The 26279-nt window shown below is 39.4% G+C and carries 20 protein-coding genes and 2 pseudogenes; 20 read left to right on the top strand and 2 right to left on the bottom strand.

Annotation, left to right across the window (positions count from 1 at the left end):
* Positions 1-46 precede the first annotated feature (46 nt).
* The 4 genes from FNK51_RS24970 (at position 47) to FNK51_RS24985 (ending at position 5297) form a co-directional block, all read left to right on the top strand.
* Entirely contained in the window at positions 47-352 is a 306-nt protein-coding gene (locus FNK51_RS24970) for a DUF3219 family protein (protein ID WP_141995064.1), read from the top strand.
* Positions 353-432: 80 nt separating this feature from the next.
* Complete coding sequence (locus FNK51_RS24975) at positions 433-861, top strand: DUF2621 domain-containing protein (RefSeq protein ID WP_141995065.1); 429 nt, start codon at positions 433-435, stop codon at positions 859-861.
* 162 nt (positions 862-1023) lie between these two features.
* A complete protein-coding gene (locus FNK51_RS24980) occupies positions 1024-2169 on the top strand; it encodes an exonuclease SbcCD subunit D (RefSeq protein WP_141995066.1) in 1146 nt (381 codons plus the stop codon).
* Complete coding sequence (locus tag FNK51_RS24985; RefSeq protein ID WP_141995067.1) at positions 2166-5297, top strand: AAA family ATPase; 3132 nt, start codon at positions 2166-2168, stop codon at positions 5295-5297. The genes FNK51_RS24980 and FNK51_RS24985 overlap by 4 nt, the downstream gene beginning before the upstream one ends.
* A 67-nt stretch (positions 5298-5364) precedes the next feature.
* On the opposite strand, the gene FNK51_RS24990 is transcribed toward FNK51_RS24985, so the two are convergent.
* The gene (locus FNK51_RS24990) at positions 5365-5772 is read right to left on the bottom strand and encodes an Hsp20/alpha crystallin family protein (RefSeq protein ID WP_098372933.1); all 408 of its coding nucleotides are present in this window, start codon (positions 5770-5772) and stop codon (positions 5365-5367) included.
* A gap of 239 nt (positions 5773-6011) precedes the next feature.
* Between FNK51_RS24990 and FNK51_RS24995 the strand changes: the two are divergent.
* Together FNK51_RS24995 and FNK51_RS25000 are read left to right on the top strand one after the other, a co-directional pair.
* Positions 6012-6337, top strand: a pseudogene (locus FNK51_RS24995) (monooxygenase); the annotation flags it as partial.
* Between the two features lie 68 nt (positions 6338-6405).
* Positions 6406-6963: a hypothetical protein gene (locus tag FNK51_RS25000; protein ID WP_141995068.1), complete on the top strand. Its 558-nt coding sequence runs from the start codon at positions 6406-6408 to the stop codon at positions 6961-6963.
* Between the two features lie 852 nt (positions 6964-7815).
* Here the strand turns inward: FNK51_RS25000 and FNK51_RS25005 are convergent.
* On the bottom strand, positions 7816-8790 hold the full coding sequence (locus tag FNK51_RS25005) for a LacI family DNA-binding transcriptional regulator (RefSeq protein WP_141995069.1): 975 nt from the start codon (positions 8788-8790) through the stop codon (positions 7816-7818).
* Positions 8791-9253: 463 nt separating this feature from the next.
* Here FNK51_RS25005 and FNK51_RS25010 point away from each other — a divergent pair, with 463 nt between their 5' ends.
* The 14 genes and pseudogenes from FNK51_RS25010 (at position 9254) to FNK51_RS25075 (ending at position 26233) form a co-directional block, all read left to right on the top strand.
* Positions 9254-10552 (top strand): ABC transporter substrate-binding protein, encoded by a 1299-nt coding sequence (locus tag FNK51_RS25010; protein ID WP_141995070.1) that lies wholly within the window; start codon positions 9254-9256, stop codon positions 10550-10552.
* 11 nt (positions 10553-10563) lie between these two features.
* Positions 10564-11508, top strand: a complete 945-nt coding sequence (locus FNK51_RS25015) for a carbohydrate ABC transporter permease (protein ID WP_141995071.1) — start codon at positions 10564-10566, stop codon at positions 11506-11508.
* A complete protein-coding gene (locus FNK51_RS25020) occupies positions 11508-12356 on the top strand; it encodes a carbohydrate ABC transporter permease (protein ID WP_141995072.1) in 849 nt (282 codons plus the stop codon). The genes FNK51_RS25015 and FNK51_RS25020 overlap by 1 nt, the downstream gene beginning before the upstream one ends.
* Positions 12357-12476: 120 nt before the next feature.
* Positions 12477-13718, top strand: a complete 1242-nt coding sequence (locus tag FNK51_RS25025) for an MFS transporter (RefSeq protein WP_141995073.1) — start codon at positions 12477-12479, stop codon at positions 13716-13718.
* Positions 13719-13739: 21 nt separating this feature from the next.
* The gene (locus FNK51_RS25030; protein ID WP_141995088.1) at positions 13740-15203 is read left to right on the top strand and encodes a glycoside hydrolase family 32 protein; all 1464 of its coding nucleotides are present in this window, start codon (positions 13740-13742) and stop codon (positions 15201-15203) included.
* 54 nt (positions 15204-15257) lie between these two features.
* Entirely contained in the window at positions 15258-16268 is a 1011-nt protein-coding gene (locus FNK51_RS25035) for a carbohydrate kinase family protein (RefSeq protein WP_141995074.1), read from the top strand.
* A 414-nt stretch (positions 16269-16682) separates the two neighbouring features.
* Positions 16683-16787 (top strand): annotated as a pseudogene (locus FNK51_RS25040) (recombinase family protein); the annotation flags it as partial.
* A 513-nt stretch (positions 16788-17300) separates the two neighbouring features.
* Positions 17301-18899, top strand: coding sequence for a long-chain-fatty-acid--CoA ligase (locus tag FNK51_RS25045; RefSeq protein WP_286178880.1), 1599 nt, complete (start codon positions 17301-17303; stop codon positions 18897-18899).
* An 87-nt stretch (positions 18900-18986) separates the two neighbouring features.
* Positions 18987-20264: an MFS transporter gene (locus tag FNK51_RS25050; RefSeq protein WP_141995076.1), complete on the top strand. Its 1278-nt coding sequence runs from the start codon at positions 18987-18989 to the stop codon at positions 20262-20264.
* A gap of 92 nt (positions 20265-20356) precedes the next feature.
* Positions 20357-21529 (top strand): thiolase family protein, encoded by a 1173-nt coding sequence (locus FNK51_RS25055; protein ID WP_141995077.1) that lies wholly within the window; start codon positions 20357-20359, stop codon positions 21527-21529.
* A gap of 137 nt (positions 21530-21666) precedes the next feature.
* Positions 21667-22815 (top strand): acyl-CoA dehydrogenase family protein, encoded by a 1149-nt coding sequence (locus tag FNK51_RS25060; RefSeq protein WP_141995078.1) that lies wholly within the window; start codon positions 21667-21669, stop codon positions 22813-22815.
* A 70-nt stretch (positions 22816-22885) separates the two neighbouring features.
* Positions 22886-24070 carry a thiolase family protein gene (locus FNK51_RS25065; protein WP_141995079.1) on the top strand — a complete coding sequence of 395 codons (1185 nt, stop codon included), beginning with the start codon at positions 22886-22888 and terminating at the stop codon, positions 24068-24070.
* Positions 24071-24156: 86 nt separating this feature from the next.
* Complete coding sequence (locus FNK51_RS25070) at positions 24157-24561, top strand: PaaI family thioesterase (RefSeq protein WP_098373178.1); 405 nt, start codon at positions 24157-24159, stop codon at positions 24559-24561.
* Positions 24562-24634: 73 nt separating this feature from the next.
* Positions 24635-26233 (top strand): long-chain-fatty-acid--CoA ligase, encoded by a 1599-nt coding sequence (locus FNK51_RS25075; protein WP_141995080.1) that lies wholly within the window; start codon positions 24635-24637, stop codon positions 26231-26233.
* Positions 26234-26279 lie beyond the last annotated feature (46 nt).

Consider the following 26279-nt stretch of genomic DNA (forward strand, 5'->3'; position numbering starts at 1 on the left):
CTAGTGATAACATGTCTTTAACCAATTTATTAAGGAGATGTTGTTAATGGTAGACAAGGTCGTTTTAAACGATGTTCCACTGCGTGTCACTGACTTTCTTTCTGAAACTGTAAAGGATTCTGAAGGAAAGGGAATCAGAAAAGTCAGTTTCAATTTCAGGGTTACACATAGTGAATATCATGATATTACAACACTGCTTTATCAAATGGTATTTGACGTAAAGATTCCACAGTCAAACGAGGAGTTTCGAGCAGAGATCTTTAACTACGCAACTTCGGTCACGAATTTATATGAAGAAAATGCGGTGGGGGAATTTTCACTTGTCTTGCTGGAAGTGAACGGTCAGGAATGATTACATTGCCAGTCTTGTAAAGATATGGGTTACTGTCTATAATAATAGTGACGATCATTCTATACATATGAGGTGGTACTTTGCTTAGTGGATGGTTTTTATGGTTTATTCTATTTTGGGTAGCCCTTTTAATTATATTGATGAGCATAGGTGGCTTTTTCATGTTTCGGAAGTTCCTGAAAAGATTTCCGAAAGAAGATGGGAAATCCGATATGGATTGGGAAGAATACTATTTGGAACAAACAAAGCACTTATGGTCAAAGCAGCAAAAGGAATTACTGGAAGATTTAGTGAGCCCTGTGCCAGAACTTTTTCGTGATGTTGCACGTCATAAAATCGCAGGGAAAATCGGAGAGTTGGCGTTAAAGGAAAAAGCGGGCTATATTACGGAAGATTTAGTGATACGCGGCTATATCATTGCCACACCAAAACGTGACCATAAATTTTTACAAAAAAAATTAGCTGAAAGAAAGGTGAATATGGTTCCATATGAACACTTATTCAGCTAATGATGAAAAAAGCAGACTCTTTTGGAGTTTGCTTTTTTTATTCTGAATCTTTCAAAAGAATGGGGCAGTGTGGTAAAAATTAGAACGTTTGTACCCAAACCATGCTATTCGTAAAATTTTTGATATAATAATAGTATGTAAAAATTAGGACGGAGTGAAACTATGAAATTTATCCATACGGCTGATTGGCATTTAGGGAAAATCGTTCACGGGGTGCATATGACAGATGACCAAAGGCATGCACTCTTGCAATTCATAGAAATTGTCGAAGAGGAAAAACCGGATGCGGTTGTGATTGCCGGTGATCTATATGATCGTTCTGTTCCGCCGACTGAAGCAGTGGAGCTTCTTGATGAAATCCTTTATACGATTAATGTGAAAATGAATACTCCGATCGTTGCGATATCGGGAAACCATGATTCTGCGGAAAGACTCGCATTCGGTTCATCATGGTATCGTCATAGTCAGTTATACATTCATGGGAAATTAACAAAAACATGTGAGCCGGTCCGTATCAAAGGCGTGAACTTTTATTGTGTTCCATATGCAGAACCTGGGACGGTCCGCCATCTTTTTGAAGATGATAGTATCCATTCCCATCAAGAAGCGATGAAGCGGATTACCGGAACGATTGCCGAGAATTTCAATAAGGATGAGCCGAATGTCTTCGTAGGACATGCTTTTGTATTAGGCGGAAAAACGAGCGATTCGGAAAGGGTCTTGTCTGTAGGTGGCTCCGGCTGTGTTTCATCCGACTTATTCGATGCGTTCGATTATACGGCACTTGGGCATTTACATAGTCCAGACGCAATACGTCATCCTAAGGTGTTTTACTCTGGATCACTATTAAAATATTCTTTTTCCGAGGCCAAGCAAAATAAGTCGCTTTCCATTGTCGATATGCAAGAAGATGGAAGCTTTCATATACGCTATCGTTCTTTGGCACCCAAGTTCGATATGAGGGAGATATCTGGAGTTATGGAAGAGTTACTCGATCCGGCATTCTATCAATCGCAAAAAAGGGATGACTATTTGAAAATAACACTAAATGATGAGGGGGCACTCATTGATCCTATTAACCGCTTGCGCCAGATTTATCCGAACGTACTACATCTAGAGCGTAAATGGGATTTGACCGACCTTAGAAGAAAAAAATCTTTCTCCTCTGTAAAAGATGAACGGAAATCAGAATTGGACTTGTTTGAAACGTTTTATCAAGAAATGACAGATCGGGACTTTGATTCTCAAAAGCAGGATTTGATGGTTTCGGTAATTGAGGCTGTTAAGAAAGAGGAGGCTTTGAAATGAGACCGGATATATTAACGATGCAGGCATTCGGACCATATGCAGGAAGGGAAACCATTGACTTTAATTCCCTTGGAGAACGGACGATGTTTGTCATTTCTGGAAAGACAGGCGCAGGGAAAACAACGATATTTGATGGTATTAGTTTTGCGATATATGGAAAAGCCAGTGGTGAAGATCGAAGCGGGCAAGATTTACGAAGTCAGTTTGCCGAAGATGATATATTGACGGAAGTCTCGTTGCAATTTACACTGCGTGGAAAAACGTATTTGGTGACCCGGTCCCCGCAGCAGGAACGCAAGAAAAAAGCAGGTGAAGGAACAATAACTGTTGGAGCAAAGGCTGAATTATATGAGATATTGGCCGAAGGAAAAAAATTGCTGGGAGCAAATGTACGGGAAGTTGAAGAAAAAATCAAAGTACTCATTGGACTTGACGCTAATCAATTCCGGCAAATCCTGATGATTCCACAGAATGAATTTCGAAAACTGTTAACTTCCGACAGCAAGGATAAAGAACAGATTCTCCAGAAATTATTTCATACTGAACTTTATAAACGAATAGAAGAAAAATTAAAAGAAGAGGCTTCCATCCTAAAAAAGGAAAGTGAAAAAAGTGCTCAGCGGCGAATTGAATTAATGAAAGGCATCCAGCCTGGCAATAATGAAGAATTACAGGCACAAATACAAGGGGAAGAGCCTAGTGAACAACAGGTCTTACCGCTTTTACAGGAAGTCATTTTGCAAGCGGCAGAAAAAAGTGAGTATATAAATAAACAAATACAGGAAAAGCAGAAAGCTCGTGATCAAGTAAATCAAGAACTTTCAAAAGCTGTCGATTTATTAAATCGATTTTCGGAAAAAGAAAAACTGCGGAATGAAAAGGAGGCCCTTGAAGCAAAGCTGCCAGAAATGGAATTAGTGAAAGTCCAAATAAAAATGGCACACAAAGCGGCTTCGCTTGAAAAGCAGGAACAATACTATTTGCGAATTGGCAAACAAGTACAAGATGCGAATGCCGAACTTCAAAAGTTAAGTGAGCAGTCCGAGAAGTTACGGATTGAGCGCATTGAGAAGCAGGATTCCTATGATAAGGAAAAGTCGAAGGATAATCAAAGAGAGCAGGCAGTCCGAACTGTTCATCAGCTTGAGCAGGTAAAAGAGGCTGTCATGACTTTTGCAAGCTTAAAAGCACAGGTTACTTTAGATGAAAAAGAGTGGGAAACTAGCAAACGACTTCGTGAAAAAACGGTTTCGGAACATCTGTCGATTGAAGCGGAAACAGAGAAAGTCGCTCAAGAAAAAACAGAAGCGGAAAAAGCGGCTGTTCTTTATCGTGATCAGGAAATTGAAGCAGAAAGAAATAATCAATCGCTATCTAAGATTAAAAAGCTTCAAGAAGTTCTTTATGAAATCCAGAATACGAAACGAGTTCTGGATGAAAAGAATAATAGGTTCCAAGAGTTACAAAGAATACAAATTCAGGAGAAGGAAAAACTGGAAACCCTGAATCGAAACTGGAGAACTGGCCAAGCGGGTATGCTTGCTTCCATGCTGCATTCTGGAGAAAATTGTCCTGTGTGCGGTTCGCAAAGTCATCCAAAACCAGCGCAATTGCATGAGCATATGCCGACGGATTTGGAACTGAAAGAGCAAGAAAACAAGCTGAAAACTGCAGAACAAAAAAAAAGCCAAGCGGAAAGTGAATATTATCAAGCGAAATCCAAATATGATGCACTGGCAGAGTCTTCACAAGAAAAGCTTAGTGACATACAAAATGACATGTCGGAGTTTAGGTGTGAAAATATTGATGGGCATTTGCTACAGTTTGTACAAAAAGGAAAAGTGCTTCAAGAGCAGCTAAAAGAATTGATGCGGAAAAAGTCTGTACTCAATGATCTGGAAAAAAGGTTGCAGGATTTAAAAGAGAAAGCATCCCAGCTTAAGGATAATATGATCTCTTTAGAGAGAAAAGAGGACCAAGGGAAAACGAGGTATATTGAAAACTCTACAAAACTAACTGGATTAACCGATTCCCTGCCAGACGGAATACGGACTGAGGAAGAATATAATGAAGCTTATCAAATGGCTGTAAATACACAGAAACGCTTACAATCGGCATTTGATGATGCACAAAAAAACCTCCAACTGGTGAAGGAAAGAGAATCGGCCATCATTGCAAAAAAAGAATCCCTAAGTGGAAATATAGAGGCCTTAAATGCAGAATTGAAAGAGGAGCGGGAAAAGTTAATTACGGATATGACCAATCAAGGCTTTTCCAATTATAAAGAATATACGGCAGCAAAAAAATCGGAAGCGGCTCTTGGAAATTTGGAGGACCAAGTACAACAGTATAATCAAAATTGGCAAAGTATTTTAAGTCTGTTTCATGATTTGGAAATGAAATTAAAAGATGTGGCCAAACCAGATCTTGAAGGATTGAAAAATACTTTCGATTTCATAGATGGAGAATTGGAGTCGTTACGCCAAAATCAGAATGAATTACAGGCTGAAATTCGGAATAACGAAGAAATCGAAAGGAAATTGGCGCAAATCAGGGAAGATCAGAAAAGTTTAGATGAAAGGTACAGTATAGTCGGTCATCTGTCAGAGATTTCCAAAGGTCAAAATTCCTTCAAAATAACGTTTGAACGATATGTACTGGCAGCCTTTTTAGATGATATCTTAAAAGAAGCCAATTCAAGGCTGCTGAAAATGACAAGCGGCAGATATCAGCTGTTGCGAAAGCTTGATCCTACACGCAGGAATATCCAGAGCGGTCTGGAATTATCTGTGTATGACCAATATACAGGACATGAGAGACATGTCAAAACCCTTTCGGGAGGCGAGAGCTTTAAGGCTTCCCTTGCACTTGCTTTGGGTCTTGCGGATGTTGTCCAGCAGAACGCTGGCGGTATTTCACTTGAAACGATGTTCATCGATGAAGGTTTCGGTACGCTCGACCCTGAATCTCTTGATCATGCGATTGAAGCATTAATGGATATACAAAGCACCGGGAGATTAGTCGGAATAATTTCCCATGTGCCGGAATTGAAAGAAAGAATTGATGCACAGCTGCAAGTCATTTCGACACAAAACGGAAGTCGAACGTCCTTTTATTTTGCTGGATAATCAAGAAAAAAGAATGGCTAAGGGAGAAGTGATTCCCTAGGCCATTCTTTTTATTTTTATGAATGAACTACTCAATGTTAATATCTTCAGCTGTTTTTCCGGGGGAAAACTTATGGATGCGAATCACCAATATCGGATTCGAGAATTCAGCGGTAATTCTTCGAGAGCAAATCGAAAAGGGGAAAGGGATCTTTCTCTGTGTGGGCAGTGTATCTTCTTTTTTTTCAAGAATTGGCTTATCAGTATCGTAAACGATGATCGATAGCTCATTATCACATAGGCAAACTTTTATATCTTTCACATCATGATTTTCCAAAACCGCTTCCACCATATACTCATCGTCACTTTCGTATATATCAATTGAAAAAAGTTGATGATCCAACGCACAAGTTTCCGGATCCAGAAAAAAACTTTTTACCCATTCATCAAACTTTTCAACCTCATTCATTTGCGATCCATGTTGATTGTCTTGCATGTTGATACCCCCGGTTTTCCTTTGAGGTATTATATGTTGGAGCATGAAGAATGGTGATTGAAATAGTGAAATTGAGATGATAAAAGATTCCGGAAAAGTGGTTCAAAAAATGTAATAGCAACCAAGGACTTTAGAAAAGTAATCAAAACAAAGAAACGATGTGTGTGTGGGTATTAAGGGAATTAAAAATTAGCAAGAAGTTAATGAAAGTGATGACCAATTGTATATGAGTAGGTCATTTTGGTGCCCGTGGATTGAACTCCGGAATACCGGATGCACAATTATTTCTGTAAGGGGGATTGAGAAAGCGCTTCAATCTAATTCTGAAGCGGAGCGAAAAGAAGCAATTGATGCAGCAGCGACTGAAAGACGGATTGCCGCAAAGTGGAACCGAGACGGGTCAACCACTGCATTGCATCACCTTCAAGGGGATGCCCCTGAAATGAACCTAAAGCGTGAACTTGCAGCATCCCTCGTATCCATAGTTCCAAGACTGGGACGCTGGCTCGATGAAGGCCCATATGGACCGAAATTTGGTCCTCCAGAACTGACAACAAAATATTAACAGACATTGGTCGGCAGGGAAATCCCAGTCGGCTGATAAAACGGAAGATATGAAAGGAGCGGATTAAAATGGCTTTAGCCGGAATAATCAATGAAGAAAAGTACGGTACAGACGCACGGTCTGCCAATGAAATGATTGAGCGACTTACATCCATAGACTGGTATTCACAGGCAGGGGTAAAGTGTAATGAAGCAGAGAAAAAAGTAGAGCAGTTTATGAGTGCAATTGGCGTCAGTGAATATAAAATAAAGTGGCTTTCGGCAGCGCAGGTTTTAGAAACAGTCAGCCAACTTTCGTTTGAAAGCAGTACACTTTGGGAAGTTCTGAAAGAATTACCGGATCAACTTAAGGAAAAGATCGATGCCGCTGGAAATGAAAAACTGCTTGCCGATATCGTGGACAAAGTGCCGGAGGCCGTTTTTCATGGAGCATATAAACAAGCATTCAACGTATTTAGGGATGAAAAAGCAATCAAGTTCCTCGTTGGACATGCCATGTATATAAGCGTTCTTGCTTGTACAGCCGAACTTGCCGGTGAAGAAAACCCATTTTCATTTATTGTAGAATTGCTTGCAGATGGACATTTGCCGCTCGGCCCTGAAGGAAATACGCTTTATCTTCTATAATTTAGTGAGAGAACATGATAGTGATGTTTGTGTGCCAATCTCACCTACTCACATATCTACTAGAACTTATCATGTCACATATTGAAGCGTTGAGACCCTATTGCAAACAGTGTTGTTATTATACAAGCCGGGCAGACGACTACCGGCTGTCGGGAATAAACAAACAAGGCTGCCCGAAACGAAAAAAATCTGGTGCAGCCTTGTTTGCTCTACCGTTTTAACCTGAAAATGTGGTTAACACAAAAGCCATTACATTCAAAATTAACTTAATAATAATGCTGCCCATCCTCTATTTTTCTTTTCCTCTTTATTCATAGTTTTTTCCTAGCCCCTCGGCCTTTGCCTGTTGGAGCAATTTTATTTTCCGCTTTCCATTTCTTTGGAGTCATGGACTCTTCCCCAAAACGATAGGAGTAAATTCTTTAACCGCCATATTAGCCGCTTAATTCTTAACTGAATTACCCGAGTGATAAAGATCTACTATAGTCTACTTGAACTCATTATTATATTTTTTACCTATACAAGACGGACACATCCTCTCAAAAATCATTGTAAGGACTTAACTAAAATGTGTTCATGAAACTATACTAACTCCACTCCTATATAAAAAGGGCGAGGCTAAGAATAGACTCAAAACGTTAACGGGTTAAAATATTAATTTGATCTGTCTATCCCGTTCGAAAAAGTACACTTTTTCAGACAAAATACGTGAACTGACTCCCTTCAAGTAATACAGTTTCTTTTTTATAACTAGCTATTTAGAGTGAATCTACAATTTTTTTCTATTCGTCTTTGTATTTGCACCAAAACCGGTTTTGACACCTCCAAAAACCATCATACAAATACAATAAATTAAGTCGTTCCACCTTCTAAAAGTTTAACAGGCAGATATGTCTCAAACGGAAAATTGTTAAATTCACCTTCAATTTGTTTTAATAAAATATCAATTGCTGTCTTGGCAATTAAATCAATTGGTTGTTGTATGGTTGTCAATTCTGGCAGTAAAACTTGAACGGCTTCTGTTCCATCATAACCGACAACTTTTAATTGCGTTGGTATATCTTTTCCGCGTTTTTTAGATTCAGCTATAACAGATGCCGCGATTAAATCATCACTTGCAAAGATCCCATCTACTTCTGGATGTTCATCAAAAAGCTTAGAGATTACTTCTTGATGACTTTGACGAGGTGAAACTTCATATGTAATTGGAAGTCTACCATGTTCCTTCATAACATCCTCATACGCTTTTCTTCTTAAGTTTGCTGGTGTTTGCAGCTCAATTGGTCCATTTATATGAACAATAAACTGACAACCTTTCATTATTAATAATTCTGTAGCTTTTTTTCCTCCGCTATAATTGTCAGAGCCAACAACAGGGATGTTTTTCGATAAGTAGTGGTCAATTGCTACGACAGAAAGATTCTGCTTCTCATAATTTAGTATACCTCGGTTATATGTCACAACGACTACTCCATCTACCTGATTACGTATGAGCATTTCTAAATATTTTTCTTCTTTATCTATACGGTTTAAGCTGTTACAAAGTAACAATTTATAGCCTAATGAAGCACAGATGCTTTCAATATGAAAGGTAAGTTCACCGAAAAATGGGTTACTTGAATTTGGGATAATTAGTCCTATTATATTAGTTCGTTTATTGAATAGAGAACGGGCTAAATCGTTTGGAAAATAATTAATCTCTTCCATCGCTTTATAAACTTTTTCTTTTGTTTTTTCACTTATGTAACCGCGGTTATTTAATACACGGGAAACTGTTGTTGATGAAACACCTGCTATTTTTGCCACATCGTGAATGTTAGGCTTCATTTCATGTCCTCCTACCTTATTAAGAAACATCCATTTTATTTAACTTTTTTAACTACTCATTTGAATAAAGTTTTCATGTTTTGGTCCATTGATTGGATACTGAGATTTTTTCAGTTGGTTCACAGAGATATTAAACATTGGCATCAATATTGTATAAAGAGCGAAGGTGATAAAAATGAAAAATCCATTAATAAACTGTTTAATAGCATATCATAATCTGTCACCTACTAGGAAAACCCTATAATAAAATAATTTCAGATTAGTCGGATCACGCACTTATTTTAGAGAAAAGTACTAATATGTGCAAGAGTTAGAGACAAATTACATGAAAGGTAATGTCTGATTTTTCAAAAAAATACCTGTCAATCGGTTGACATATGTAACCGGTTGACATAAACTACAATTGAAAGCGCTTTTATAAGTTTTTTTAAGACGAAAGACATATGAGGGGGAAGTGAAAGGTATGAAGAAATGGCTACTAGTAAGTATATCTTTATTACTGATGTTTGCTGCGGTGGGCTGCAGCAAAAGCGAAAGCGTAAATAGTGATGGTAAAAAGACGATTACGATGTGGGTACATATATCTGATGAGAATGAAGAAGGAAAAGTGTATAAAAAACGGGTAGAAGCCTTCAATAAGAAGTATTCTTCTGACAATATCAAAGCTAAAATTGAATTTATTCCACGTAGCGGAAATGGCGGTGGTTATGAAGACAAAGTAAACGCGGCCCTTACAACCAGCACTTTGCCGGATGTTATTACTTTGGACGGACCAAATACAGCTGCTTACGCGAAATCTGGTGTCATTGCACCATTGGATGAGTATATAAAAGATCAAGAGGATTTGCTGCCAAGTATTAAGCAACAAGGAACTTATAAAGACAAGCTGTATGCAATTGGTGTTAGTGAATCATCTGTTGGGATTTACTACAATAAAAGAATGTTACAAGAGGCGGGCGTAGATTTGAATACGCTGCCAACAGTTGATAATCCATGGACATGGGACCAATTCCTTGCTCTTTGTAAAACGTTGAAAGATAAATACGACAAACCAGCTATTGATATGCAATTACAGTCGAAAGACGAAATGTTGACGTATGCGCTAACTCCGTTTGTCTGGTCAGCTGATGGAGATATCATCTCGAAAGATGGAAAGAAAGCAGAAGGTGTCTTCAATAAAAAAACTACTGTTGAAGCAATGACTTTTATTCAAACAATGTTGAAAGAAGGTTATACGACACGAACGCCAGTCAAACAAGCGTTTGAAACGGAAAAATATTCAATGAAGTTTAGTGGAGTATGGACAGTAACTGATATGAAAACAAACTACCAAAAGGTAGATTATGGCGTTATGCCATATCCAGTATCACCAAAGACAAAGAAACTAGTTTCTCCTTCAGGTAGTTGGCAATTTGCGATGACACAAACGTCCGAAAATAAAGAATGGGCTGCAAAATTAGTTGACTGGATGACAAACAAAGATTCGAATGTGGAACTGAGCCGTACGATTGCAGCACTGCCAGTCCGATACTCTTCTGAAAAAGTGATGGCAAAAGAGTTCTCAGATCAAATGAATGTCTTCCTGAAACAATTGAAAGAAACAGGACACGCACGTCCCGTTACACCGGCTTATCCGCAAGTCACGCGTGCTTTCCAACAAACAATCGATGACATCAGCTTCTATGATCAAAATAAAGATATCCAAAAAGTATTGGATACACATGCGAAAGAAATGCAATCAGCTATAGATAAGGCCAATTAGAAGGAGGAACTATGAGTAAAATTGGATGGAAAGAAAATAGGAATGTCTATACATTTCTGAGACCAGAGGGAAGAATCAAGAATAAAATTCGGTGGAAAGAAAATGTAGTTGCATATACATTTTTGGGGCCGGCGTTGTTACTTTTATCGATGTTCCTTGTTATTCCATCTATTATGTCAGTCTATTATGCGTTTACGGATTATTATTTATTAACACCCGATATGCGCACATTTGTCGGATTGGACAATTTCATTAATCTATTCCAGGACCCAATTTTTCTGAAAAGCTTGGTGAACACACTGGAATTTGTAGTTTGGGTTATTCCGTTACAGATAGGGGCAGCTCTTGGGCTGGCCCTCCTGTTAAATAAACAACGTAAAGCAAACACGTTTTTTAAAGTAGCTTACTTTAGTCCAGTTGTCATGTCACTTGTCGTTATCTCTGTTCTATGGTTGTATTTGTTGAATCCAAATGAAGGGATTATTAACAATGTACTCACATACTTCGGCATTTCAGCGCAACCGTTTTTGACAAGTCCTAAGCAGGCGATATTTACAATTGTTGTGGTTTCGGCTTGGCAAGGAGCCGGCTTTCAGATGCTGATTTTTCTAGCAGGACTGCAGAATATCCCTGGTGATGTCTATGAGGCGGCACAGTTAGACGGAATGAATAAATGGCAACGATTTATTTACATTACGTTACCTTTGTTGAAACCAACTTCAATTTTTATATTTATTACCACATTAATTGGCGCATTCAAGCTGTTGGTTCAACCAATGGTTATGACGCAAGGCGGACCAGTGAATTCCACCATGACGGTTGTCTATTATATTTATCAAACTGGTTTTACGGACCGCATGGTTGGTTATGCCAGTTCAATTGCTCTCTTGTTTGGAACGATTATCGGATTGGTTACGATTACGCAACGTAAACTGGTGAAGGAGGATGAAGACTGATGAGACGGAAATTCGGGCCTCTAACGATTTTAGAATACATTTGCCTGGTTTTGCTCGCAGTGCTATTTATTTTTCCGCTGTTTTGGATGGTCGCATCCTCGATGAAACCAGAAGCGGAAATTTATAACGATATGAGTAACATTAAGGCTTTCCTGCCATCATTTCATCCATCAGACTGGTTTGTATCCTACAAGCAAGTTCTGTTACGATTTCATTTACTAGGTTATATCGGCAACAGTTTGTTTTATGGTTTGTGTGTAGCAGTTGGTTCCATAATTATCAATGGGATGGCGGGCTATGCATTTGCTAAACTTAATTTTAGTGGAAAAAAAGTGCTGTTTGGTCTTTTATTGGCTATTTTGATCGTGCCATTTGAAACCATCTTAATCTCTCAATTTACCATTATTCATAGCATTGGATTAGTGGATACACGTCTTGCGGTTATTTTGCCAGCGTTGGCAGGGGCATTCAATATCTATTTGTTCCGAAACTTTTTTATGGCTATTCCAACAGAGATTATTGAATCGGCTAAATTGGATGGGGCAAATACATGGCAAGTATTCTGGCGGGTCATGCTACCGATGTCTAAACCAGCCGTTGCCACTGTTGGGACATTGGCTTTCATCGGAAGTTGGAATGATTATATCTGGCCTCTGATGGTCTTGACAGACAAGTCGAAATTTCCTATCCAAGTAGCGATTACAGCAATTAATAGTACAGATCCGGTTTATACTAACCAAGTCATGGCTGTACTGACGATATCCACCGTTCCATTGATTATTATCTATATTGTGGCTCAACGTTATATTTTAGAGGGGATTGGCGGTTCAGGTACAGGCATTAAATAGAGAGTGTATCATCATTAACAACCATGTATGGACTTAAATTCATATTTCTATTTCTTCTTTTTCATTTCGTTAACTAGTTATTCATTTCTTTTCACATGTCTAGTAAAAGGAGCAATTAAATTGAAAGTTTCAAAAAATCTGTATTGGATGTTAAGTGCGTATTTTTTCTTTTTCTTTTTCACTTGGTCTTCTAGTTACTCTTTATTTTCCATTTGGTTAGGACAAGAAATAAATTTAAGTGGGTCAGCTACAGGTATTATCTTTTCTGTAAACGCTATCTTCGCCTTATGTATGCAGCCACTATATGGTTATATATCTGACAAAATAGGTTTAAAGAAAAAAATATTATCTTTCATTAGTTTGCTAATCGTATTTGTAGGACCATTTTATATTTTCATCTATGGACCATTATTAAAATACAATGTCTTTTGGGGCGCGATTGTTGGAGGAATTTATTTAGCAGTTGCTTTTCTAGCTGGTATTGGAGCGATTGAATCATATATTGAGAAGATTAGCCGTAAATATGATTTCGAGTATGGAAAATCGAGAATGTGGGGCTCTCTAGGGTGGGCGGCAGCTACATTTTTTGCAGGACAGCTGTTTAATATTAATCCAAATATCAATTTCTGGGTTGCATCTGTTTCAGCAATCATATTAGTGGCCATTATTATGTCTGTGAAAATAGAAATGACGGATCAAGAGGTAAATAGAGCCGATTCTATTAAATTAAAAGACGTTGGACAACTTTTTTTATTAAAAGATTTCTGGTTTTTCATGATGTACATTATTGGGGTGACATGCGTCTACAGTGTTTATGATCAGCAATTCCCTCTTTATTACGCATCTTTATTTCCGACTGAATCGTTAGGCAATCAAGTATTTGGATATCTAAACTCGTTCCAAGTATTTTTAGAGGCTGGAATGATGTTTCTTGCTCCGTTTATCGTAAATAAGTTTGGTGTAAAGAATAGTTTAATTCTAGCAGGATTTTTAATGGCCTTCCGAATCATCGGTTCTGGAATAGTTGTTGGGCCAATCGGAATTTCTTCGATGAAATTAATTCATGCTCTAGAATTGCCTATTATGCTAATTGCTATTTTTAAATATTTAGCAGCGAATTTTGATACCCGTCTATCTTCTGTGCTTTATCTAGTTGGTTTCCAATTTGCCTCTCAGGTAGGTGCATCTATTCTTTCACCAATTGCAGGTGGATTATATGACAGTGTAGGATTTCGTCATACCTATCTCATCATGGGAATCATGGTTTTTTGTTTTACCATTATTTCAATCTTTACTTTAAAAGGTTCTAAAAAAAGCAAAGGCTTAAATGGCAATGTGGAAAGGTTACGAAAGATAATATAGGAGGATGTTAGGATGTTAACAATTAATAGAATTAAACAGGCTGAAGAGGCACTGAAGAATGCAAAGAAAAAAATAAATAATCGTTATCGATTAGGTTACCATATCATGGCTCCAGCTAACTGGATTAATGACCCGAACGGTTTCGCACAATATAAGGGGGAATATCATGCATTTTATCAATTCCATCCATATGATGCAAATTGGGGGCCTATGCATTGGGGCCATGTAAAAAGTAAAGATCTCATTCATTGGGAGCATTTGCCTGTTGCTTTAGCTCCTGGGGATGCATGTGATACAGATGGATGTTTCTCAGGAAGTGCCGTTGATAATAATGGTGAACTAACCCTAATCTATACAGGACATCACTATACAGATAAGGAAAAAGATCTCTTCTATCAAAATCAAAATATTGCGGTCAGTACGGATGGCATAACATTTGAGAAAGTTGGAGAAAATCCGGTTATTGCTAAACCACCAGTAGATAGTGCACATCACTTCCGTGATCCAAAGGTGTGGAAGCACAATGATGCCTGGTACATGGTTTTAGGAAATTCAACGAAGGAGAATGTCGGAAGAGTTATTTTATACCGTTCTCCTGATCTACTGAATTGGGAATACATTGGCGTTCTTGCACAAAGTGATGGCTCACTTGGATATATGTGGGAATGTCCAGACTTCTTTGAATTAGATGGAAAATATATTCTAATGATCTCTCCTCAAGGTATTAAATCAAATGGAGATTTATATAATAATCTATTCCAAACAGGTTATTTGGTTGGAGATTATAATTATGAAACAAACGCGTTTGTTCATGGATCATTTACTGAACTAGATAATGGACATGACTTTTATGCAGTTCAAACACTATTAGATGATAAAGGTCGTCGAATTGCAATTGGTTGGATGGATATGTGGGAGTCAAACATGCCAACAAAAGCAGATGGATGGTGTGGAGCCTTAACATTACCACGTGAAATAACGCTAGGGGATCATAACAAGATTTTAATGAATCCTGTTGAGGAATTAACCTTATTACGTGATTCTGAACACAATGAGTGTACAAATCAATCCATTTCTGAAAGCTATTTGGTAGAAACGAAAGATGATTTACTTGAAGTGAAAGCTGTGTTTGACTTAACTAATTGTAGTGCTCAATCTGTAGGTCTAAAGATTCGTGGAGTTAACCAAGAAGAAACAGTATTAACGTATCACTTAGATAAACAACAGCTAACACTTGATTGCTCCAAGTCAGGAAAAGTGGAAGATGGTGTTAGGAACACAATACTTGAGACAAATAAAGAGCTTTCCCTACGTGTATTTATTGATCGATCTTCCATTGAAATCTTTGCGAATGATGGACAAACGACCATGACAAGTCGTATCTATCCGAATGAAGATAGATTAGGTATTGAGTTATTTACTGAGAATGGTGATGTACAAGTCAAGGAAATAACTTATTGGAACCTAAAAGACATCTGGAAATAAAATAACAAGGAACAAGTGTCTAGACCACTTGTTCCTTGTTTAGGGGTGAATACATTGAAAAAAGTTTTTTGTATTGGCGAGACATTAATTGATTTTATTCCTATTCAAAAAGAAAAATCTTTAAAAGAGGTTACTGGTTTTGAACGTGTTGCCGGTGGAGCTCCTATGAACGTTGCGATTGCAATTGCAAAATATGGTGGGAATTCCGTCATGCTAACCAAGATAGCTAATGATAATTTTGGTGATTATTTAATGGACGTGCTTCAAGGAAATGATGTAGACACTTCCTATATAATTCGAAGCGATGAAGGTGAAACTGGATTAGCATTTGTATCTGTAGATAATTTCGGAGAAAGAAGTTTTAATTTTTATCGAAAGAATACAGCTGATTTATTACTTTCACCAGATGAGGTGAAGTCAGAGTGGTTTAATCAAGGAGATCTTCTTCACTTTTGCTCAGTGGATTTAGTTGAAAGTCCAATGAAACAAACTCATATAAAAGTGATAGACAGATTTAATAAAATAGGTGGAATTGTAAGTTTTGACCCTAATGTCAGGCTTCCTTTATGGCCTGATGAAGAAAGCTGTCGGCGTACGATACTAAACTTCTTGCCTCTAGCTGATATTGTAAAAGTATCCGATGAAGAATTATATTTTATAACAAATATTAATAAGGAAAAAGAAGCGATTAAATCCCTTTTTGTCGGTAACGTGAAAGTAGTCGTATATACAAAAGGAAGCGATGGCGCAAATATTTATTTGAAAAATGGAGAGGAATATGAAGACAAAGGATTTAAAGTAATTGTTTCGGATACAACTGGGGCAGGTGATGCATTTATCGGAGGTTTCTTATCCGAACTAGTGTCACTTGAAGTATCTAATGAAAATCTATGTGAAAGAGTGAGTGAAAATCATCAACGATTACTTACTTTTGCAAATGCAAGTGGAGCACTAACTGCTTCCGTAAAAGGAGCTATTCAGGCAGCACCTGGAAAACGACATGTATTAAATTTTATTTCTACTCAACGGGCAACAACAAAGAGGGGGGAGAATGAAATTCTGTAACAAATTTTAAACTACCTCGATGTGTTCATTGTATTGTTTATTAATAGTTGGTATTTACTGTTTGTAAGTGATATAGGTAGAGGATGATTAGAATGTTCCAGTTTCGTACATTGGGCGTTTCAAAATCGCCAGACCAATTTGTCATTATTGATATTCAAACTGATTTTAATTACTCAACATGTTTTTCGAACTATCATTCTACTCCTGCAAAATCTCTTCTTTCTACTCAAAATAATCATTTTAAATCCCGTTCGTAAAAGTACACTTTTACGAACGGTTCTATTTTCGATAAAATCCTCTTATTTTAACGTTCGTTAAAGTTTAAAAACACTTTACGAACGTTCATTGTTTTACATACACTTTTACGAACGTTTTTAGTAGAATAGTAGAAAGAAATAGAATGAGGTGTAAAAAATGGATGTTCGTAAATTTGGATACATACGAATAAGCAGCAAAGATCAAAATGAAGGACGACAACTTCAAGCCATATTGGATAATGGTCTTAAAGAACGAGATATCTAGATCTTTACAGGATGGTCCGATCGATTGAACTAGTTATGTGGCTTGGAAGATTCTTGGATACAGCGGAAAAATCAGTCTACCAATGCGCAAAAGCTAAAAATCCAGGAATGGAGTAGAGCAATAGATTTTTATATACTTCACTAGTAAGCCAATTTTCAATAAATGTTGCAATAGGCCCATCCGTTGCTGGATGGGCTATTCAAATTTTATAAAACCCATGGATAAAATCAAAATCACGATTTGTGAGTAGGTATAATCTATAATATGGTAAAAGCCTAGTTTCACAATCGCTAGAAAACCAATCAAAAATTCAAAAATGAATTATTGGCATTTCGATGAATCCTCTAAAGATAGGCATTATAACTGAATAAAATTCATTAATGAATTGACTGGTCTTAATACTAAGCGATTTTACACAAAAATGGGACTTGGCATGCAAGTTGCATAATAACTATAAGTATAAATCAAACATGCACGATAAGAAATTCGTTTATGTGCGGAGGGATAATGGTGCGAAAAACAATAAATAAACCATGGGAGCAATGGTATGTTGAAAGAATGAAATCTATGAAGCTGCCGGAAATATCGGTCTATTCGCTGCTTGATATAACAGCAAGTAAGTTTCCACACCATACAGCCATCATTTATGAAGACCATTCAATGGATTATAAGAATCTAAAAATGCAGGTAGACAAACTTGCAGGTAAATGGAGAGAAATGGGCTTTGTTAAAGGTGAACGTATTGGTCTGATGATGGCCAACCACCCTTATTTCATAATCAGTTATTACGCCGCACAGGCACTGGGTCTGATAGTTGTACAGATTAATCCCCTGTATAAACCGCGGGAACTTTTGCAAATTTTAATAGACTCAGATACCAAGAATATTGTATTTGACCAAACGGCCGCAAATACAATCGAAGAAACGAAAGCGATATATGAATTTGATGTTTACATTGATATGGAAAATGATCAAAATGGCTCCTGTTCCCTTCAAACGATGATTCAAACCGGAGATGCCATTAAGAAGCCCGAAATGATAAACCCGTATGAAGATACTGCAGTCATCCAATATACTGGCGGCACAACTGGGAAGATGAAGGGTGTCATGCTTACTCACTATAATTTAACCTCCAATGTCGTGCAGAGTTTTGAAATGTATGGGGATTCCCTGAAACCTGGTGAAGAAATCGTTTTGGCAGCTACGCCTCTTTACCATGTTTATGCCATGACAAGTGCGATGAATCTAGGTATCTATATTGGAGCTGCCATCCTCTTATTTCCAAAATTCGAACTTCAAGATGTACTTGCAAAAATAAAAAAGTACCGTCCGACTTTCTTTCCAGGAGTTCCAAAGATGTATAATGCTTTCGTCAATCATCCTGGAATTGAAAACTATGGACTGAATTGTTTAAAAAGTTGTTCTTGTGGATCGGCGCCTCTGCCGGTTGAAGTAATCAAGCGATTTGAGGAGCTGACAGGTGCCAAAATCGGAGAGGGTTTCGGTTTGTCTGAAGCTTCTCCTTCCACTCATCGTAATCCGCCATTTGGAAAAAGGAAAATCGGAAGCATTGGCATCCCTTTTCCAGGCACGGACTGTATGATCATTGACGATGAAAATAATGAAGTGCCTAACACATGCGTCGGGGAGTTGCTCATAAAAGGCCCGCAAATCATGAAGGGTTATTGGAATAACGAAGCAGAAACCAAAAAGGCCTTACAGAATGACTGGCTATATACTGGCGATCTTGCGGTGATGGATGATGAAGGATATTTCTATATAGTCGGCAGGAAAAAAGAAATGATCATCGTCGGCGGATTCAATATTTATCCGCAGGAGGTAGAAGGTGTTCTATATGAACATCCGGCAATAAAAGAGGCAGCTGTGGTGGGCATCCCCCATAAAGAAAAAGGCGAAATTGTGAAAGCATTCATCGTACCTAAAGAAAGCGCTTCCGTGGATCTTGAAGAAATAGAAGGATATTGTTATTCCCAATTGACTCCTTATAAAGTACCAAAAGTATTTGAATTGAGAAAAGAACTTCCGCGGAATACAGTGGGTAAACTATTAAAAAGATTGTTAGTTAAAGAAGAATTGGAAAAGGATTGAAAGAAGGGAATGTGGTTTCATTTATGAAACCTAAGTTGGATGGGTAGATCAGTGTGTGAACAAAAATGAAGCAGGGGAGGGAATTATATGCGTTGGGTTGTTCTCATTCTATTATTCTTTGGAGCCGTCATCAATTTTGCAGATAAATCGATCGTGGGTCTCGCAGCTGTTCCCATCATGAAAGAATTCAATCTTAGCTATGCGGAGTGGGGTCTTGTTGGAAGCAGTTATTATTGGCTCTACCCAGTAACAGGGATTTTTGGGGCAGCATGGGCTGATCGGCTGGGGGCTAAAAAAGTGCTTGGGTTCATCATGCTGACATGGACTGTTTTGCAATTCGGCGTTTTAGCCATCACCGCTCTTCCATTATTGATTCTATACAGGATTTTACTGGGCGCATTCGAAGGGCCTTATAGCCCAATCGCTTACAGTCATGCCGATAAGTGGTTTCCGCCGAAACTGAAAGGCTTTGCTAATTCGGTAGTGGTTGGCGGAGGAACCGTTGGTGCAATGATCGTGGCACCGATCCTCGTTTCTTTAATTACGATATTCGGCTGGAAAGCTGCCTTTGCCGCCCTTGGCGGCGCAAGCCTTGTTTGGTTCTTCCTCTTTCAATTTTTAACAAAGGAAAATCCAGTTGAAGTATATGAAAACATACAAAAGAAAAAGAAAGTGAAACTAGAAAAAATTAAAGTGAAAGACTTTTTGCTGCTACTCGCATCACCTACTGCTTTGTTTACTACGCTTGCATATTTTTCAACGTATATTTTAGTTGTTTGGTTTTCCGTTTGGCTCCCGATTTATTTAGTGGAAGCCGTAAAAATGACTCCAGGTCAAATGGGAACCAGTGTTGCGATAATCGGAGTCGTTTCCGTATGTATTTATATGGGTGTTTCGATGGTGTCTGATCATTTATTCAAGAAGAATCAGAATTGGCGGTCATCGAGGGTATTTGTCGTCGCGGGCGCTATGATTCTTGGTGCATTGTTCTTTTCCTCAATCATGCTATTTCAAAATCCAATCTGGGTGATAGTCGCCATGTGTTTAGCAAAGGGCCTTACATATGCAATTTTACCGATCGGACCAACGATCATGATTAATGAAATGCAAGAGCGGGGGGGATTGATGACAAGCATCCTAACATCATCAGGAAATATAGCAGGCATTATTGCACCTCTATTAACTGGCTATATCATAAGTTTAGCAGGAGGAAATGAATTATTGGGATATAACTTATCGATATTGTTCATGGCCATCCTTGTCCTGGCTTTTGGCATCCTGTTTGCGATATTCGTTAAACCAGCCAAATCAAAAGGGAAACATAAAAATAAAAGTTCGGATAACTTTGATCTTAAGTTCTCATAAGCAAGGGGACAACTGCTTACATTCAATGAAACTAGTGAAATGAAGGAATGCCATCAACTGGGTGTGAAAAAAGGAAAAGGAGCGGATGGGAAATGAATAGAGATGCCGTCATAGTTTCTGCAGTTCGAACAGCAATTGGAAAACAGGGAGGTGCACTTGCATCGGTTCCCGCACACGCATTTGGAGCAGAAGTGATGAAAGAAGCCATAAAACGAGCGAATGTCGAACCCCTAATGATAGATGATGTAATCATGGGGAATGTGTTAAGCGGAGGTGGAAACATTGCCAGGTTAACGACGCTGGAAACAGGCCTCTCGATTCATCTTCCCGGACTGACTGTCGACCGTCAATGCGGCTCGGGAATAAATGCTGTCAACTTGGCTGCACAAGCGATCCGGGCAGGCGAAGGCGATGTCTATATCGCCGGTGGGGTCGAGAGCATGAGCAGGGCGCCATACTTGATGGATCGCCCGGAAAAAGCATACAATGCAAAGCCACCGCAGTTCAGAAAATCCCGGTTGTCCCCAAAAGAGATTGGCGATCCCCCGATAGGAATCACGGCTGAAAACTTAGCGGAAAAATATGAGGTCAGCAGGGAAGAACAAGATGAATTCGCACTACAAAGCCAAAAAAATATGGCCAGAGCCGTGGAAGAGGGCCGTTTCAATGAGCAAATTGCGCCTATTCACATTCCCGTCAGAAAAGGCGACGATATTGAATTTAAATTGGATGAACATCCACGTCCGCAAATAACGAAAGAAGGGCTAGCCAAATTAGCACCTGCGTTTTTAGAAGGCGGTTCCGTGACTGCGGGCAATAGTTCGGGATTGAATGATGCCGCATCGGCCCTGGTCATAATGTCTAGGGAAAAAGCGGTGGAATTGGGGATTAAACCTTTGGCGAAGATCAGGGCACAGGCTGTTGCAGGGGTAGATCCAAATTATATGGGAATAGGACCTGTTCCCGCTATAAGAAAGGTAATGGAAAAATCAGGGCTTTCCTTAAATGAAATGGACATCATTGAAATTAATGAAGCCTTCGCCGCTCAAGTCATTGCTTGTAATAGGGAGCTTGATATGAATCCCGCAAGAGTGAATGTGAACGGGGGAGCCATTGCACATGGACATCCACTAGGTGCGACGGGTGCCATCCTCATTACGAAAGCGGTTTATGAATTGAAGCGTTCTGCCGGAAGGTTTGCTCTAATTACGGCTTGCATTGGAGGCGGGCAGGGAATTGCTACGATAATTGAACGTGAAGCCTGATTTTGTAAGAGTGAAGACTCTAATTTACCAGAATACAATGAATTCCATTGAATGATTAGATGATAACAGCCCTATATGCCCTATGAAGAAAACTTATAAATGGTTACTTATGAACATACCTAAGGAGGAATAAACTGATGACAATCACTTTAACCAAGGAAATGCAGCAAATGAAGGAAATGATCCGTAATTTTGTTGAAAGGGAAGTGGAGCCGTACGCGATACAAATAGAAGAAGAAGATGCTATCCCGGAGCATTTGGTGGAAAAAGCAAAAGACCTTGGCTTATTCGGAATAAGCATTCCCGAACAATTCGGTGGAATTGGCTTGAATGCTGTTGGAAAGGCTACCGTATTAGAGCAGTTAGGAAGGACCCATAATGGATTTGTTTCATTAATAAGTGCCCACACCGGGATTGGCAGTACAGGTCTTGTTAAGCTTGCATCCGAACATTTGAAAAATAAATATTTACCTGAAATGGCAGCAGGCACGAAAATTGGCGCCTTTGCTTTATCTGAACCAGGAGCGGGATCTGATGCAACCAATTTGGCAACAAGTGCAGAAAAGAAGGGTGATTACTGGGTGATGAACGGGACGAAACATTTCATCACGAATGGGCCGATAGCTGATGTTTATACCGTATTTGCTATAACGGATAAAGATAAAGGAGCAAAGGGAGGGATTACAGCTTTTTTAGTAGAAAGAGATTTTCCCGGTTTAATTGTCGGCAAAAAGGACAAAAAAATGGGGTTAAGGGGATCATATACCTCACAAGTAATTTTCGAGGATTGTATCATACCTGAAGAAAATGTTATCGGCGAAGTTGGAATGGGATATATCTCTGCCCTGAAAATTTTAGGTGAAGGGCGTGTAGGTTTGGCTGCAAGATCAGTGGGATCAAGTGGTAAATTGATTGAATTATCAGCCAAATATGCAAAAGAGCGCATTCAATTCGGCAAACCAATAGCGGACAACCAAGCGATTCAATGGATGCTTGCTGATATGGCAACCGAAACGGAAGCCGCAAGAGCATTGACGATGATGGCGGCACAAAAGATTGATGAAGGAAAAAAAGTGATCAAGGAAGCATCAATGGCAAAGCTGTTCGCTTCAGACGTTTTTAATCGGGTCGCGGATAAAGCGGTCCAGATTCATGGGGGAATGGGATATATGGCTGAATATCCAGTTGAACGTTTTTATCGGGATGCCCGCATAACGAAGATCTATGAAGGAACGAACGAAATCCAACGTTTAATCATAGCAAGGAATGTCTTGGAAGAGTGTTAATTTCTTACTGTTTGATTCGGGCAGGTAGTCTTTTGCCTATGAATCTGGAATTTCAAGGGGGAGGAACGAAATGGGAGAAGATATCGTAATCGTTAGTGCTGTTCGAACACCGATTGGAAGGTACGGTGGAGCATTTAAAGAGATTAGTTCCGGTCATTTGGCGAGCATAGCCATCAAAGAAGCGATCAAGCGAGCGAATATTGTAGCAGAACAAGTGGATGAAGTCATTTTCGGGGAAGTTAGGCAAACGACCGAATCCTCGAATGTCGCGAGAGTGGCAGCTCTGCGCTCAGGGATTCCCGATTCTGCACCGGCTTTTACGGTAAACCGGTTATGTGCATCTGGAATGCAGGCCATCACCTCAGCAGCACAGCAGATAAGCTCAGGTCAAGCAAATATAGTCGTTGCCGGCGGTACGGAAAGCATGAGCCGCGCACCGCTTTATTTAAGAAGTGCCCGTTTTGGGGGAGACAGGACCAAGCTAGTGGATTCTAATACTGAAGCAGGACAGCAGCCTCAAGAAATTTACGGAAAAAGTTTGGGGATGGGAATCACCGCTGAAAATGTCGCACAACGATTCAGCATTTCCAGGGAAGAACAAGATGCCTTTTCAGTGGAAAGTCAACGAAGAGCGGCGCAAGCGATAGAACAAGGAAAGTTCAAAGATGAGATCGTTCCTGTTCAAGTCTCTGACAGGAAGAGTACGGTTACCATTGAAACGGATGAATATCCACGTCCGGAAACCACAATGGAAAAACTTGCAAGCTTAAAACCGGCATTCATGGAAAACGGAACCGTCACTGCAGGGAATGCTTGTGGCCGTAATGACGGGGCTGCTGCAGTGGTATTAATGAAAGCTAGTGAAGCGAAACGTTTACAAATACAACCACTCGCAAAGATTGTAGATTGGGCGACTGCGGGAGTTTCGCCTGAAGTGATGGGAATTGGTCCAGTACCAGCCGTCGAAAAACTTATGGAGCGCACCGGGAAAAAAGTAGAGGACATTGGGCTTTTCGAATTAAATGAAGCGTTCGCTTCACAGGCATTGGCAGTAATCAGGGATTTATCGCTAGATGAAAACAAAGTTAATGTAAATGGGGGAGCGATCGCTCTTGGACACCCAGTCGGATCGACGGGCGCACGGATCGTGACAACGCTAATATATGAACTGATTCGCAGGAAAGAAAGATATGGTGTTGCTACACTTTGTGTTGGCGGCGGACAGGGAATGGCTATCATGATTGAAGCCGTATAGGCCAACGATTAAGGAGTGGAAACCCTATACGTTTCTGCTCCTTTCCGTATATAAGTTGAATCGTGCCAAAGTGAGGGGGAGGAAGATTGCCTGTTGAAGTGGAAGATATTCGGAATCAATTCGAAAGTAGTGCATTCTTTTCACATATAGGTTTTGAAATCATTCGATTTGAAGAGGGGAATGTTACTATAAAGTTGAACATAGAAGAACATTTGCTTAATGTTAATGGAACACTGCACGGCGGTATTCATGCTACCATGCTGGATACCATTCTAGGAATGGTGACTCGTTCCGTTACCAAATCCAAAGTCGTGACGACAAGCTTAACTGTACATTATTTAGCCAGCATATCGAGCGGCGAACTATTTGCGGAAGCAAAAGTCCTTCAAAAAGGATACAAAATTGCCTTTACTGAAGGAGAAATAAAAGATACTGAAGGCAACACAATTGCAAAGGGCACAGGAATTTTTAAAATCATTCGTGATAAATGAGGCAAGGATGATTAAGTTGGCTGACAAATGACTATGCTCCATTTTAATAGAAAAGAATGAGGTGTGAAAAAAATTGACTAGAACTTGGCATGGATTTTATCCGAAAGAAACTCCTGCTGAAATTGACATTCCAGTATTGTCATTATATGGACTCCTTGAACGTTCAGCCCGACTTTACCCAAACTGCAAAGCCGTAATAGACAGGGATCGGGAAATGACATATATGGAATTAAAGGATGCCTCAGATCGTTTTGCTGTGAATTTAGACAACCGTGGATTTCAAAAAGACGATCGTATAGCAATCATGCTGCCAAATTGTCTAGAATATATCATTGCCTATTATGCCATTCATCGTTTGGGAGGTGTGGTCGTTCAAGTGAACCCGCTGTATCAGTCGAGTGAATTGGATTATATATTACAGGATTCCGAAGCAAATTGGTTCATTGGGCGTGAGGAACAACGGGAAAAATTATTGCTAACAAGTTTTTCTGATAGGTTAACGTTCATACCATTCGACCAATTAATGGAAACGGGAACGGATTTATCAAGGAAAGGTAAGGAACTTCCTGCTCTGGCCATCGATCCGAAGGAAGCTGTGGCTGTACTTCAATATACAGGGGGGACTACAGGGAAATCAAAAGGGGTCATGCTCACGCACTTTAATTTGATCTCGAATGTTTATCAAGACTTTGCCTTTACGGCAAATGCCCTTCAACTCCAAAGGCCTGGGGAACGGATGCTTGGATTGACCCCATTATTCCATGTGTTTGGTAATGGACGATTGAATAGTGCCATATATGCCGGATCGACTTTTATCACATTAGAGAAATTTGAAATAAACAAGGTGGTGGATTTGATTCGAAAACATCGGCCAACCATTTTTCCAGGTGTCCCGACCATGTATATTGCTTTACTGAATCACCCGGATTTAACGGCGGACGATTTAAGCTGCTTTAAGTACTGCAGTTGTGGTTCAGCCCCGCTCCCGATAGAAATCATTCATCAGTTCGAAAAAAAATTACGGGTTACAATATTGGAAGGGTTTGGAATGTCAGAAACTTCACCCACTACCCACCGCAATCCAGTCATAGGACTGAAAAAACCAGGAAGTATCGGAATTCCATACCCAAATACCGACGCTAAAATCGTCGACCTAAAAACAGGCATTGATGAATTGCCAGCAGGTGAAAGAGGCGAACTGATTATTAAAGGTCCGCAAGTAATGAAGGGATATTGGAAGAATTCAAAGGAAACAGCAACGGCTTTGCGGGATGGATGGCTTTACACTGGGGATATCGCGACGATGGATGAAGACGGATATTTTTATATCGTAGGCAGGAAGAAAGATATGATCATTGCAAGCGGTTATAATGTTTATCCAATCGAAGTTGAAGATATTATTTACCAGCATCCAGCCGTAAAAGAGACATGTGTATATGGGGTTCCGGATTCATACCGTGGGGAAACGGTAAAAGCGGCCATCGTCTTAAAGAAAGGAAAGTCAGTCCCGGAGCAGGAAATCAGGGAGTTTTGCGTGCAACGATTGGCCAGATACAAAGTGCCGCGAAGTTTTGAGTTCAGGGAACAACTGCCAAAATCAGCTGTAGGGAAAATATTGCGCAGAATATTAATGGAGGAAGTAACACAGAACCCTACTGTCGGGGAGAGATAAGCATTTCATTTATCGTTAGGGAACTCATAGGAAACCCTAAATAAGT

The organism is Bacillus sp. B4EP4a (assembly GCF_006680105.1).
In the GTDB taxonomy this organism is placed as follows: domain Bacteria; phylum Bacillota; class Bacilli; order Bacillales; family DSM-1321; genus Peribacillus; species Peribacillus simplex_E.